Annotated in this window: 13 protein-coding genes and 1 riboswitch; of the genes, 2 read left to right on the top strand and 11 right to left on the bottom strand. The window is 44.0% G+C overall.

Features of this window, described 5'->3' with window-relative positions; all coding sequences use genetic code 11:
• Positions 1–51: 51 nt before the first annotated feature.
• Positions 52–139: riboswitch (NiCo riboswitch) on the bottom strand.
• Between the two features lie 264 nt (positions 140–403).
• On the top strand, positions 404–1864 hold the full coding sequence (locus tag ACI4J0_RS02005) for a S41 family peptidase (protein ID WP_439764142.1): 1461 nt from the start codon (positions 404–406) through the stop codon (positions 1862–1864).
• A gap of 143 nt (positions 1865–2007) precedes the next feature.
• Here ACI4J0_RS02005 and ACI4J0_RS02000 read toward each other — a convergent pair whose 3' ends face one another.
• The 6 genes from ACI4J0_RS02000 to ACI4J0_RS01975 are packed head-to-tail and all read right to left on the bottom strand — an operon-like array spanning position 2008 to position 8416.
• A complete protein-coding gene (locus tag ACI4J0_RS02000) occupies positions 2008–2967 on the bottom strand; it encodes a PfkB family carbohydrate kinase (protein WP_439764141.1) in 960 nt (319 codons plus the stop codon).
• 10 nt (positions 2968–2977) lie between these two features.
• Entirely contained in the window at positions 2978–4282 is a 1305-nt protein-coding gene (locus ACI4J0_RS01995; RefSeq protein ID WP_439764140.1) for a glycoside hydrolase family 32 protein, read from the bottom strand.
• A complete protein-coding gene (locus ACI4J0_RS01990; protein ID WP_439764139.1) occupies positions 4275–5369 on the bottom strand; it encodes an ABC transporter ATP-binding protein in 1095 nt (364 codons plus the stop codon). Before ACI4J0_RS01990 ends, ACI4J0_RS01995 begins: the two co-directional genes overlap by 8 nt.
• A gap of 3 nt (positions 5370–5372) precedes the next feature.
• Positions 5373–6218: a carbohydrate ABC transporter permease gene (locus tag ACI4J0_RS01985; protein ID WP_439764138.1), complete on the bottom strand. Its 846-nt coding sequence runs from the start codon at positions 6216–6218 to the stop codon at positions 5373–5375.
• Positions 6205–7095: a carbohydrate ABC transporter permease gene (locus ACI4J0_RS01980; protein ID WP_439764137.1), complete on the bottom strand. Its 891-nt coding sequence runs from the start codon at positions 7093–7095 to the stop codon at positions 6205–6207. The genes ACI4J0_RS01985 and ACI4J0_RS01980 overlap by 14 nt, the downstream gene beginning before the upstream one ends.
• The gene (locus ACI4J0_RS01975) at positions 7082–8416 is read right to left on the bottom strand and encodes an ABC transporter substrate-binding protein (RefSeq protein ID WP_439764136.1); all 1335 of its coding nucleotides are present in this window, start codon (positions 8414–8416) and stop codon (positions 7082–7084) included. Before ACI4J0_RS01975 ends, ACI4J0_RS01980 begins: the two co-directional genes overlap by 14 nt.
• Before the next feature lie 399 nt (positions 8417–8815).
• On the opposite strand from ACI4J0_RS01975, the gene ACI4J0_RS01970 reads away from it, so the two are divergent.
• Positions 8816–9838: a LacI family DNA-binding transcriptional regulator gene (locus ACI4J0_RS01970; RefSeq protein WP_439764135.1), complete on the top strand. Its 1023-nt coding sequence runs from the start codon at positions 8816–8818 to the stop codon at positions 9836–9838.
• 42 nt (positions 9839–9880) lie between these two features.
• On the opposite strand, the gene ACI4J0_RS01965 is transcribed toward ACI4J0_RS01970, so the two are convergent.
• The 5 genes from ACI4J0_RS01965 to ACI4J0_RS01945 all read right to left on the bottom strand — a co-directional run bounded on the left by ACI4J0_RS01965 (position 9881) and on the right by ACI4J0_RS01945 (position 13012).
• On the bottom strand, positions 9881–10249 hold the full coding sequence (locus ACI4J0_RS01965; protein WP_439764134.1) for a hypothetical protein: 369 nt from the start codon (positions 10247–10249) through the stop codon (positions 9881–9883).
• A 13-nt stretch (positions 10250–10262) separates the two neighbouring features.
• A complete protein-coding gene (locus ACI4J0_RS01960; protein ID WP_439764133.1) occupies positions 10263–10970 on the bottom strand; it encodes a flavodoxin in 708 nt (235 codons plus the stop codon).
• Between the two features lie 5 nt (positions 10971–10975).
• Positions 10976–11293: a MerR family transcriptional regulator gene (locus tag ACI4J0_RS01955; protein ID WP_439764132.1), complete on the bottom strand. Its 318-nt coding sequence runs from the start codon at positions 11291–11293 to the stop codon at positions 10976–10978.
• Entirely contained in the window at positions 11293–12042 is a 750-nt protein-coding gene (locus tag ACI4J0_RS01950) for a carboxymuconolactone decarboxylase family protein (protein WP_439764131.1), read from the bottom strand. The genes ACI4J0_RS01955 and ACI4J0_RS01950 overlap by 1 nt, the downstream gene beginning before the upstream one ends.
• Before the next feature lie 82 nt (positions 12043–12124).
• Positions 12125–13012, bottom strand: coding sequence for a LysR family transcriptional regulator (locus ACI4J0_RS01945; protein WP_439764130.1), 888 nt, complete (start codon positions 13010–13012; stop codon positions 12125–12127).
• Between the last annotated feature and the right edge of the window lie 144 nt (positions 13013–13156).

Below are 13156 nucleotides of genomic sequence, written 5' to 3'. Positions count from 1 at the left end.
GGCTTTTTATAAAAAAGCATAAAAAAACACCCACGAATCAGTATTAGCAACTACTGTCCCGTGGATGAAAAAATTCCACTGTCACTCCATGTGACCCGACTCCATGACATTCTGTCACGGTCTGCTCAGTTTGTACTGTAGATTTTATGCAGTGCAAAGAGTTATATGTATTTTATCATATGTTTTGATATTTGTCAAGTGTTTTCGACATTTTTTTATATAAAACTTTTTATCAAATTGAGAATATGCTGTTTCTCTGTACGTTTCGCAATGCATTGGCGGCAGACCATTTCCATTAAAATTAGATTAAACAAATTAAAATATCTTTACGGATATTGACTCTATAAATGATATGAAGTATAATGTTTATACAAAAAAATTCAACATTTCAAAGGATATGTTTATGAAGAAGCTTAGAAAAATTCTTACCATATGCGGTGCTGTTTTTGCAGTTATATCAATGTTTCTTACAGCTGCAGCCACTCTGCTTTTCTATGTACCCGTGCAGTTAATGATCGCAGCGGCAGTTTTATCGGTCTTCAGTCTTGCAGGTGCTGCTGTTACCTCCGAAAAGAAAAAGATCCCCGTCATCAGATCATCGGTCACAGCCGCTCTGCTGTGCCTTGGGATCGTTTTCGGATATTTCTGCAATCCATATGCAAATTCTGTTTCACTCCGTTCAAGCGGATCTACAATGAATGCAAAGGATATCATATCAAAGGAAGCTGCCGAAGCTGACATAAAAGAAGCATTTGCACATCTGAAAAAAGTTCACCCGATGTTCAAGGATTCTGTTCCTCAGGCAGCAGAATCAGCATACGTGAACGCTCTTTCATCTATCCCTGCTGACGGGCTGACCTGCGCTGAGCTCAGAAGAAGTATAGAAAGTATACTTTCCACTCTCGGCGACGCTCACACATCTGTGGGACCGTGTCCCGCCGAAGAACGATATCCTGTTGACTATGCGGAACTGGTAAAAGGCAGGAGCTTACGGATAACAGAGATAAACGGAGAACCCTTACAGTCATTTTTTGATGCTCACAAGGAGCTGTTCTCATATGAAGCCGAAAGCTGGGCATTGGAGCAGCTCCGAAGCAACCTTATTTCAGACACAGGACTTGAATATCTCGGACTTGGCACCGATGTTACGCTGACATATGAAAACGAGAATGAGCGCGTTGAACGGCAATATACCGATGGGGATTTCATATCATATGCCGAATATATGGAGCGAAACGCTGCCTACTATGACCGTAATGAAAATTTCGTACACTACGAGCTCTATCCCGACGAAAACTATGCTCTTCTTACGCTTAACAGCTGTAATTACAATAATGAATACTGTGAAGCTCTGAAAAATATGTTTACAGAAATATCGCAGAAAGGCATAGAGCACGTTATCGTTGATCTAAGAAGAAACGGCGGCGGCTCGGATCAGGTAGCCTGGGAATTTATCTCATATCTCGGAACAGACAGTTTCACAACATTAACCTATGAACAGCGTCTTGGTTTCTTAACATTAAAAAGCAATACATCCGAATGGAAAACAGATAAACGAACTCCCGTATTTGCCGGAGATGTCACAATACTCACTTCCACAGAGTCATTCAGTTCGGCAATGCTTTTTGCACTCTACATCAAAGACAATTCTCTCGGAACAATAGTCGGAGAGATACCGGGTAATTCCGCCAACGGCTACGGAGATATTGCAACATTCAGTCTTAAAAATTCAGGTCTTATTATGAGCGTATCTACAAAAAAGTTCAGCCGTGCAATTGCTGACGCCGGAGATTACGTCATACCCGACACAGAATGCAGCAAGGGCGATGCACTTGAAATTGCTGTTTCGCTTTTTTCAGAATGAAAATTATCCCCTGTTTTCTTACACAGCACTCTATGCGGGTGCTGTGTTTTTTACTCCAAACCTGCCGGCAAAACGTACTCCTCTATCTTAATAAAATGAGGTGAAAAGATTTTTCAGATTACTCACTGTATCAAGCCTGACAATTACATTTTTGATATAAGTTCAAGTATTTCTTCCTTTTCGGGCATTACCTTCAATGCCCCTCTGCGTGTTGTGATAATGGCTGCCGCTGCGTTCGCAAAGGTAAGAAGCTCGCTCAGGTCATTCTCCGTAAGACGGTTTATATCGTGTTCAAGGATATAATTTAATGCACTTCCGCAGAAGGTATCTCCTGCGCCAGTGGTTTCAATGGTATCAACCTTGAACACTCCACACTCTGCCTTGATGTCCCCGTAATATGCACGGCTGCCGTTTTTGCCGAGTGTTGCAAAGGCAAGCTTTATATGGTACTTTTCCATAAGTCCCCTTACAGCCTTATCATAATCGGTTAGTCCCGTCATAAATTCAATTTCATTATCGGAGATTTTCAGAATATCGCATTTTTCAAGACCGTATTCTATCTCACGCCTTGCATCTTCAAGGGAGTTCCACAAGGGCGGACGGAGATTTGGGTCAAAGGAAATAAGCGCACCGCTTTCCTTTGCAATATCTACACCATATCGTGTAGCTTCACGCACACCCTCGTGTGTCGATGAAAGAGTGCCGAAGTGGAATATTTTTGCGGATTTTACTATATCGGCATTGATCTCCTCTTTTCCGAGCATCATATCTGCACCCGGGTCACGGATAAAGCTGAACTCTCTGTCACCGCCTGCAAGTGTGTGAACAAAAGCAAGAGTAGTGGGAACTTTGCTGTCCGTCACAAGGTTTGTAACGTCAATTCCGGCTGATTTTACGACCTCGGTAAGCTGTCTGCCGAAAATATCGTTACCCACCTTGCCGATAAATGCGGTTTTCTTTCCAAGCTTTTGCAGCATTGCAAGAACATTGCAGGGCGCACCGCCGGGGTTGGCTTCGAATATGGGATTGCCCTGTGAACTTATGCCGTTTTCGGTAAAATCAATAAGCAGCTCACCAAGGGCAACTACATCATACTTTTTCATTCAAAACACCTCATTCCGAAACGGCGTACATCTCATAATTTCCTGCGGAAATATCATCGGACAAGCCGTAAACCGTATTTGTCAGCACATACTCGCCGTTGTTGATGTACACTTCAATAAGGTTTTTATCAACATAAATATCAAGATGATTTCCCTCTTTTATTTCGGGGGTTTCAAAGACGCATTTTATCTCGTTATGCCCCGCAAAAACATTGGAACGGTCGGCGGTGATACGGTTATTATTCCTTGAAAGCTTATATCCACCTATGCTTATTTCCTCGCCGTTTTTCATATCAAGGCTGAGCTTGTAACCGCCCTCCCCTGCTTCATTCGGAGAGGAGATTTTCCTTGTAAACAGTTCAGCTGCATTAGGGTGGGGACGGAAATAAATATGTCCGTTTTTCACCTCAACTACCCTCGGGATACAGAATATTCCGCTTCTGTTTTTCTCAAAAGGCTCGGGCATTCTTGCCCATGCAATAATTACACGCTGTCCGTCCTTGTCGGTACTGCTCTGGGGTGCATACAAATCCTCGCCGCAGTCAAGCAGCTGCCAACTGTCGGCAATGTGCATTTCTCCCGTTTCCTCGTTGAAGTCGGCAAGAGCGCATATTGCCACTGCGTCATAAGGCTTTTCATCCTTTAAAAATCCCATTGGTGAGAATACGACAACGCCCTTTCCGTCCGTTTCAAAATAATCGGGACATTCCCACATCCAGCCCATTCCGTCTTTCTCGGAAAAGTTCAGATATTCCCAGTTCACAAGGTCGGTGCTTTTGTAGAAAAGCAGACGTCCTTTTTTATTTACGGTGCTGCCCAGAACCAAATACCACGCATCTTTTCCGCGCCATACTTTGGGGTCACGAGTATGATTTTTACAGCCGATATTTTTATCCTCAATAGGAGGAATAACGGTGAATTTGTCGTTAATATTATCAAAATCATAGCCGTTTTCGGAGGTAATGGAAAGCTGTGCAGCGGTAAATTCATCATTAAGACAAGCGTTTACATTTTCGGGGTTTTCCTGGGTGTAATCAACGCCTGTGTAGAAGATATGGAGCCTGCCCTTATGCTCAACAGCGCTGCCCGAAAAGCAGCCGCTGCGGTCATTTTTCTTTGTGGGATAAAGTGCAATATCCTTATGCTCCCAGTGTACAAGGTTGGTGCTTACGGCGTGTCCCCAGTGCATTCTTCCCCACTGCGGTGCATAGGGAAAATGCTGATAGAAAAGGTGATACTCGCCCTTGTAATATATAAATCCATTGGGATCGTTTATCCAGCCTTTTGGGGCTTTAAGACGAATAATATCAGACATAGCAAACCTCCGTATTCTTGTCAAAGAAATGTACTCTTGACGGGTTGAAAACAAAATCTATTTTGTCACCGATTCCGCTGATCTCATACTTTGATACCCTTGCAATGGTCTGACTGCCGCCGAATGTGAAATACAGATTATTCTCATTTCCCATTACCTCGGCATTCTCCACAACAGCACTCTTTTTGTCAGCTTCATATACGGATATGCTCTGTGGGTCAAGCTTGATGTCCTCTCCTCTGATTCCCATTATCATATCGCCGTCTTTGCCGTCCAGCTTTGACAGTACGGAAGCAGGAACGGTCATAGTTTCGCCGCCCGAAAACAGCACCTTATCGCCAACGAGAGTAACATTATAAAAATTCATCTGAGGAGAACCGATAAAGCCTGCAACAAACTTATTTGCGGGGTGTTCGTACAGCTCCATAGGCTTGCCCACCTGCTGAATAACGCCGTTTCTCATTATAACGATACGGTCTGCCATTGTCATAGCCTCAACCTGATCGTGAGTAACGTAAATGGTGGTGCTGCCAAGCTCACGGTGCAGCTTGCTTATCTCGTTTCGCATACTAACTCTGAGCTTTGCGTCAAGATTTGAAAGCGGCTCGTCCATAAGGAAAACCTTTTGGTTTTTAACGATAGCTCTGCCAAGCGCAACTCTCTGACGCTGACCGCCCGAAAGATTTTTCGGCTTTCTGCTGCGGTATTCTTCAAGCCCGAGAATGTTTATCGCCCAGTCGGTCTTGCGCTTTATCTCATCGGCAGGGACTTTCATATTTTTCAGACCGTAGGAGATGTTTTTCTCAACGGTCATATGAGGATAAAGTGCGTAGTTCTGGAATACCATTGCGATTCCTCTGTCACGGGGAAGAACGTCATTCACTTTCTTTCCGTCTATGTAAAGCTCGCCGCCCGTAATATCCTCAAAGCCTGCTATCATACGGAGCGTGGTGGATTTTCCGCAGCCCGAGGGTCCTACAAATGCGATAAACTCGCCCTCGTTTATTTCAAGGTTAAAATCGGTAACGGATTTTTTGTCGGCGCCGGGGTACTGCTTTTCAATATTTTTAAATTCAATAAAGCTCATATTTTAGCCCTCCTTGGAACCTGTTGATACAACGCCCTCGACGATCTGCTTGGAGAAAAGAGCGTAAATGATGATAACGGGGATAGTTATCATTGTGATAACTGCAAGAGTCTGTCCCATTGTTGTGTTGTCGTTTGATGTGATGGAGTTAAGACCTATCTGCGCCGTTAAAAGGTCGCTTGATGTGAATACCAGCGAGGGCCAGAGGTAGTCATTCCATACACCGAGGAATGTGAATACGCTTACCGTTGCCACGACTGTTTTTGACATTGGCAGCACCATTGTAAAGAAGTATTTCACGGGACTGCAATAGTCAAGCTGCGCAGCCTCCCACACATCATCTGGCAGGCTTACAAACACCTGACGGAACAGGAAGATATTAAAGGGGTTTACTATCATAGGAAGTATGTAGCCGAAAACCGTATTGAGCAGTCCCATCTTTGCAACAAACAGGAAGTTTATTGTGATAATGGTTTCCGAGGGGACTATCATCAGCATCATAATGATAAGCACCCAGCGTTCCCTGAACGGGAATTTTATCTTTGCAAGAGCATAGCCTGCAAGTCCGTTTACAATAACGCCTGCAACAATAAGTATCGCCGCATAGAACAGGGTGTTGAGCATATATCGGATAAAATCGGTGTTCTTTATAACGGTAACATAATTTTCAAAAAAGCTGCCGTTCAGCGCAGGAGGAATAAAGGCTCTCAAAGAGTTCATATCCGCCGTAATTGATGCGTCAGTTTTGAAGGAATTTGCAAGCATCCATATTATGGGAAAAAGGAAGAACAGGGACATTACAAACAAAACTACTGTGAGAATTATTCTCGGGATACTATTTTTTCGCATTGCTCTTCGCCTCCTTATCCTTTGTCAGAACGGATTGGATAATCGTTAGAATGATAACAAAAATCACAAAGATAACAGCCATTGCCGAAGCAAGTCCTATCTCCCAGTTTACCGTACCCGTTTCGTAAATGTCGTAAACAAGGGTGTATGTGGAATGTGAAGGACCGCCGCCCGTCATTACCATAGGCTGCACTATCATTCGGAATGCACCTATTGTAACGGTGATGAAAACGAAAACGCAAAGGGGTTTAAGTTCGGGTAAGGTGATGTCCTTGAACTGCTGCCAAGCACTTGCGTGATCCATTTCCGCAGCTTCATACAAAGCAGGATTTATTGCCTGCAAGCCGCCTAAAAAGATTATCATCTGATAGCCTACGCCCTGCCATACGCTCATTATTGCGATTGACGGGAGTGCCTGTTCTGCGCTGTAAATAAAGGGCTGTGCTTCAATGCCTATCTGTGCAAGCATTGTGTTCAGTATTCCCTCGGGGCTGTATATCTGCATCCAGAGATTTGAAACTACCGCAAGGGACATTACAACGGGAATGAAAAACGCTACCTTGAAATATTTCTTGCAGACGGTCGCCTTGTTGATAAGAAGTGCAAGTCCAAGTGCGCCAAGGGTCTGTGCAGGAACGATTATCAGAACGAATTTGACCGTGTTGAAGAATGCCGTTGTGAAAAGCTCGTCTTTGAAGATGTCCGAATAATTCTTCAGTCCCACAAAATGTGTAAGATCGGGGTTAAGTGCAAAGAAATCTGTAAAGCTGAATATCACCGTTAAAAGCATGGGCAGGAACAGAAACAGCGTCAGCAAAACAAGTGCAGGACCGAAAAACGCCATACCCATTATTGAATTTATCTTATTGGTTTTCATTTTCTCGTTTATAACGCTCCAGCTTAGCGTTTATCCTTTCTGTAGATTTATCCAGTTCGCTCTGTGCGTCCTTGCCGCTGAGCGCAATGCCCTCAAGTGCCTGCTGGAAAGAGGTGCTCACCTGCGGATAAACAGGTGTCTTGGGACGGGGGTGTCCGTAATCTCTGAGCTGCTCATAAAGATGACGGTAATTCTCGTCCTCGGTGAAAACGTCTATCTTGTCGTATGCTCCATAAGTCGAGGGCAGGCTCTTTGTAAGCTCGTAGAGAAGAAGTCCGCTTTCCTCATTGCTCATCCACTTTACAAGCTCTGTGGCAGCTTCGATGTTCTTCGCCTTTGAGGTTGCCGCATATGCCCATGAGCCTGTGGGAGTGTATCTTCCGCCGTCCCAACTGTCGCTTACAACATAAGGTGCAACGCCAAGGTCAATGTCGGGATAACTCTGATAAATTGTATTTACCTCCCACGCACCGTCGAATTTGAATGCCGCTCTGCCGCTTTCAAAAAGTTTTTCAATTGGTGCGGCAGACATAAATTTGTTTTCGACCATGCTGCGGAAATACTGCATCGCATTTGCAACAGGCTCGGAATTAAAGTAACCGCTTACCTCAAGTCCGCTGTCACTTACAAGGTCTGTGCCGCCCGACCATACAAAGGGAGCGTAATAGTAAATGCTTGCCTCACCAACAGGGAAGGTCATATCAAGAGGATAGCCGTTTTTCTCTGCCATGATCGGCTTCAGCTTTTCAAGTATCTCGGAAAATTCCGTCCACGTCCAAGGATCATCAGGTGTGGGTATTTCAATTCCTGCTTCGGCAAGAATTGCTTTGTTGTAATACAGTCCCACGCTTGATTCCATAGCGCCCAAAGCATAGAGTTTGCCGTTTACCGTTCCCTGCTCGATTATGGAATCAAGATAGCGGCTTTTCTCATCTTCGGAAAGCTCCGAAAGGGGCTGAATAATTCCGTTTGCGGCGTATGCGGAAACGTTGGGACCGTCCACTGTGATAACATCGGGAAGATCGCCCGACATAACGGAAGCGTTTATCTTATCGGAATAACCTCCGCCGCTGTCATTTCTCGGGATAAACTCCACGTTTGCGAAATACTTTCCGTTGAAATTTTCGTTAAAGCTCTGGACTGATTTTTTATATGCCTCGCCTTCGGGAGTATCCTCGATCGTATGCACCCACATGCTTACAAGTATCTCGCCCTCGTCAAAGCCTGTGACATCTCCGGGCTGAATTTCGCTTTTGCCGCAGCCCGAAAGGCACCCTGCAAGCAGCAATGCGGAAATCCCCGCTAATATTGCTTTCTTCATACTCCTGCTCCTTTCGTCATTTAATACTAATTCTAAACCAACCTATAGACAGATACGACAGCTATAATTTCGTCACTCTGCGTCAAGCTCCCTTGCAAGGCATCAAGCATTGCTGCGGTCGCTTTCCTTGATTGACAAAATTCTATCTGCCGTCCTTGTCTATAGAACGGTTTAGAATTAGTATATCTCGTTTTCGTAACCGGTAAAGTAACCGGTTACTTTGTGTTTACAGTATAACCCGAATATCCCAATATGTCAATAGCTTTTTTTCATCTTCATTAAAAATGTTCAAATATATTTTTCTGTTTTGTACGCATTTCACAAAACCGGTTACTTTACCGGTTACACTATTGAAATTACGGGATTTTTGTGATATGATAATATCAAGGAGGCTTTTGTATGAAAAAGAATGTGACTTTTAATGATATAGCAGAATATACGGGATTTTCAAAGACTACAATATCAAGATATTTCAACGACCCCGACTCGCTGACCCTTGAAAATCAGCAGAAGATAGCCAATGCTCTTGTTGCCCTTGATTACAAGGAAAACAAGGTCGCCCGTATTCTTGCAAACGGAAAGACCGAGTTTATCGGCATTATCGTGCCTAATCTGTTTTTGCATTATTATTCGGAAATGCTGGATAAAATACTTGCCACATACGATAAATACGGCTATAAATTTCTCGTCTTTGCAGGCAACGAAAACAAGGACACCGAGCGGAAATACATTGCGGAGCTGCTTGCCTACAAAATTGAAGGAATGATAATTCTCAGCCACACCATTCCCTCGGAGGAGCTTGCGACCTATAATGTGCCGATAGTAACTGTAGAACGTGAGGACAAGTATGTTTGCAGCGTAAACACGGACAACTATATGGGCGGTGTGCAGGCAGCGGGTCTGCTTGTAAAAAGCGGATGTGATGTGCTTATCCATATAAATTCGGACGTTTCAAAGGACGTCCCCGCTTATGGCAGAATAACAGGCTTCTGCGATATATGCAAGGAACAGAATATCCCCCACGAGCTTATTCTGACGGATATGGGAAACAGCTACTCCGCGACCTCCGCTGTTATTGAAGGTTTGGTTGAAAATATAGATAAAAAATACAGCGGAAAATGCAAGGGTATTTTTATGTCAAACGACACCCACGCAAATATACTTCTTAATGCAATTATCAGAAAATACGGCAGGCTGCCCGAAGATTATAAGATAGTGGGATTTGACAATTCTTCTATTTCAAGGGAGGCTGTTGTCCCCATAAGCACAGTCGGTCAGCAGATAGATGCAATGGCAAATGAAGCAATGGAGCTGCTGATGATGCAGATAAACGAGAGAAAAAAGCGGAAGCCGACACTTCTTGAAGCGCCTGTCCATAAGGTTATCACGCCTGTTATTTTCCGTAGAAGTACGACGGGTTGATGTGGGCATTTTTATAAAAACAACAAAAGGGGCGTGCAACAATTAGTCATTCTCTGCTTTTCGTTCCAATCTCTCAGCAGAATGTTTGAAAGCACCCGAAATCAGATAACCGATGTAAACAAATAACACCATTAGTGCAATGTGGTCAGCATAAAATAATACTGCCGATTCGTTATAATCAAGGAAAACAAATTCCGAGCGCAAGAACATATATGTGAGAAAATGACGTTTGATAAAAACCACTGCTCCATACAGAGCTGTCAATGCTGTAATAACGGTCAGTATGTATTTTAACGGATAATGCTCCGACTTCTTTTTTACTATCATTGTGAAAAACTCGCTGTGAAGTCCTAAATGCAGGCTCATCAGGGCAAAGCCCCAATATGAGCCTACTGAGATAAGCTTTCTCATACTGCACGCCGCCTCAGTTCAAAAGTCCCGTTTCCGACAGCCACTTTGAAACATCATCTGATGAGTTTCCGGCAGACGAACTGCTGATATGCAGCCCCTCGGTTATTTCTGCATCGGGTTCAAGCTCTGCTATGGTGCGCAGAGTTCCCGAAAAACCGCTGCCTCCGCTGGTGCAGAAGGGAGCAATAGTTTTGCCCGACAGGTCGTATTCATCAAAGAAGGTATATACTATCATAGGCATATCAGCCCACCAGTTGGGATAACCGATAAAGATCGTGTCATGATCCGATAGGTCAACACTGCCCGATATTAGAGGACGTGCTCCGCTGCTTTGTTCATTTTGCGCAATATCCAGCAGCTCGTCATAATCGTCGGTATATGGCGTTTCGGGTATAAGCTCAAAAATGTCCGCACCAGTCTGAGCAGCTATCTCGTTTGCAACGGCTTCCGTATTACCCGACCAAGAGAAATAAACGATCAATGCAGCATTGCTTTCGTCCTCCTGTGTATCTTCGGTCGTTTCCGCTGCGGTTTCTTCGGATATGACAGCACTTTCTGTTTCGGGCACTGTTTCTTCGGTCGATTTTGTGCTTTCTGACAGCGATACAGCAAAATTTTCACTTGTCGGTATATTCGCTCCGGACGGCGCTTCATTATTTGCACAGGCGGTCATTGATACCGCAGCAATTGCAGCAAATATGAAATTAAATATCTTTTTCATAGTGATCACTCCTTTGATTTTTTTAGCTTATACCTAAGATAATCCAGACATTCAAGCTTCTTTTCCTTTTTATGCATTTCCTCAAGTATGGCGCTGCGTTTAACTTCAAGGATCTTAAGGCGTTCCTTTACAGTCGATACTCCTGTCTGTTCTAAAAGCATATACACCTTGATATCCTCTCGCTCAAAACCAATGTCCCTCAAGGTCATTATTGTGCTTATTCGTTCAATGTCGCTGTCGTCATACTCCTGTCCCTGCGGCTCATATTCATCAAGTATCTGAGCAGGAATTTTGTATCGGCGCAGCACTTCTTCTCTGGTCATTACGATACCTCTCCGGCATTTTTGTACTGATTCTCGTCCACAGGCTCCAGCCATTCGGTTTTTGAATTATCTCCGGGAACTTCAACCGCAAGATGAGAAAACCAGCTGTTTGCCGCAGCTCCGTGCCAATGCTTTACGCCTGCAGGAATAGTGACAACCTCGCCTGCTTTAAGATGACGTGCAGGCTTGTCCCATTCCTGATATATACCCTCACCGTCAACGCAGATAAGTATCTGACCGCCGCCTTTTTCGGCGTTGTGGATATGCCAGTTGTTGCGGCATTTGGGCTCAAAGGTCACATTTGCAATAAACACCGTTTCCTTTGGGTCGGTCAGCGGCTTTAAGTATGATTTTCCTGTGAAATATTTCGCATATTCGAAGTTGAACTCGCCCTGTCCGAAAAATCCGCCGTGTTCATCGGCAGCCTGTTCGTCCTTATATACCTCTTTTGCCATTTTGAATGCCGCCCAGGCATTGGGCCAGCCTGCATAAAATGCAATATGTGTCAGTATCTCCGCCATTTCATCACGGGTAACTCCGTTCTTTTTTGCAGAAGCAAGGTGATACTCAAGGGAATTATCCACAATACCCTTTCCGATAAGCGCAGAAACCGTTACAATACTCCTGAATTTAAGGCTCAGCTTATCTTCTCTTGACCATATTTCTCCGAACAGAACATCATCGTTAAGTCTTGCAAATTCGGGAGCAAAATCTCCCAGACTATCTCTGCCTGCTGTTTGTTTTATCATATTAAACACCTCCAAAAAAATCAGGCATAGCCGTTTTGACTATGCCTATATTATATATCCGATCATCAGAAATGTAAAATACTTATATTGTATCTTTAGATATGCTTAAAAGGTATTCCTCCGCAAAATCTATAAAAGCATTTATCAGCGGAGATACTATCTGATTTTTCTTCCATACCATAACAGAGCCTATATTAAGCTGTGGCTTCATCGGGACAAAGCACAGACCGTCGTATTTCGCTTCAAGACGGATACAAAGAGCTATCCCCATTTTATGCTGTACCATTACGGCAACATTGTACAGAAGATTATATGTAGCGGCAATATCAAGGCTGTCGGCATTTTTTCCGAACCACGCCAAAAACTCATTCCGTACCAACGCTCTCTCCGAAACAAATAGCCGTCTGTTGATAAGGTCCTGTGGCGTTACGTATTCCCGCCCCGCCAGCTCATCATCACAGCGAACAAGAACGCCCCATTCCTCCTTTACAGCCATACGGATAAATTCGTATTTTCCTATGTCCACAGGCTCGCAAAGCAGTCCCAGATCGAGAAGTCCCTTTTCAAGCCTATCCTTTATGCTGTCGGCGTTTGCGCTGAATATCCTGTATTTCACCAAGGGATTTTTCTGCTGAAAACCTGACATTATTTCGGTGAGAGAGGAAAAGCTGATAAGCTCGCCGCTTCCTATTGCAATTTCGCCGCTTAGCTGCTCGGACCTCATAAAATCAAGCCTTGTCTTTTCCGCAAGGTCTATCATTTCCTGCGCCCTGCGTTTGAGGAGCATACCTTCGTCGGTCAGCACTATCCGATGATTGCTCCGCCTGAACAGCTTTACTCCAAGCTCGTCCTCCAGCTGCATCAGCTGACGTGACAGCGTAGGCTGAGTAACGTGCAGAAGCTGCGCCGCTTTAGTGATATTTTCCTCTCTTGCCGCCATAAGAAAGTAATTTAATACCCGAAGTTCCATTTTATCCGCCTCCATTTTATTCAGTATAACATACTTTTTTCGCTTTTGCAACATCTCTCTTGCGCAGATATGCCTTTAAAGCATAATTCGGCATAAAATATAAGCATTTGCAAAATATATCCCGACAATGTATAATATACTCAG

Source organism: Huintestinicola sp. (assembly GCF_051882455.1).
Taxonomy (GTDB): domain Bacteria; phylum Bacillota; class Clostridia; order Oscillospirales; family Ruminococcaceae; genus Huintestinicola.
Note: the sequence above shows the minus strand (reverse complement) of the source record. Positions and strands in the feature narration are given on the sequence as shown.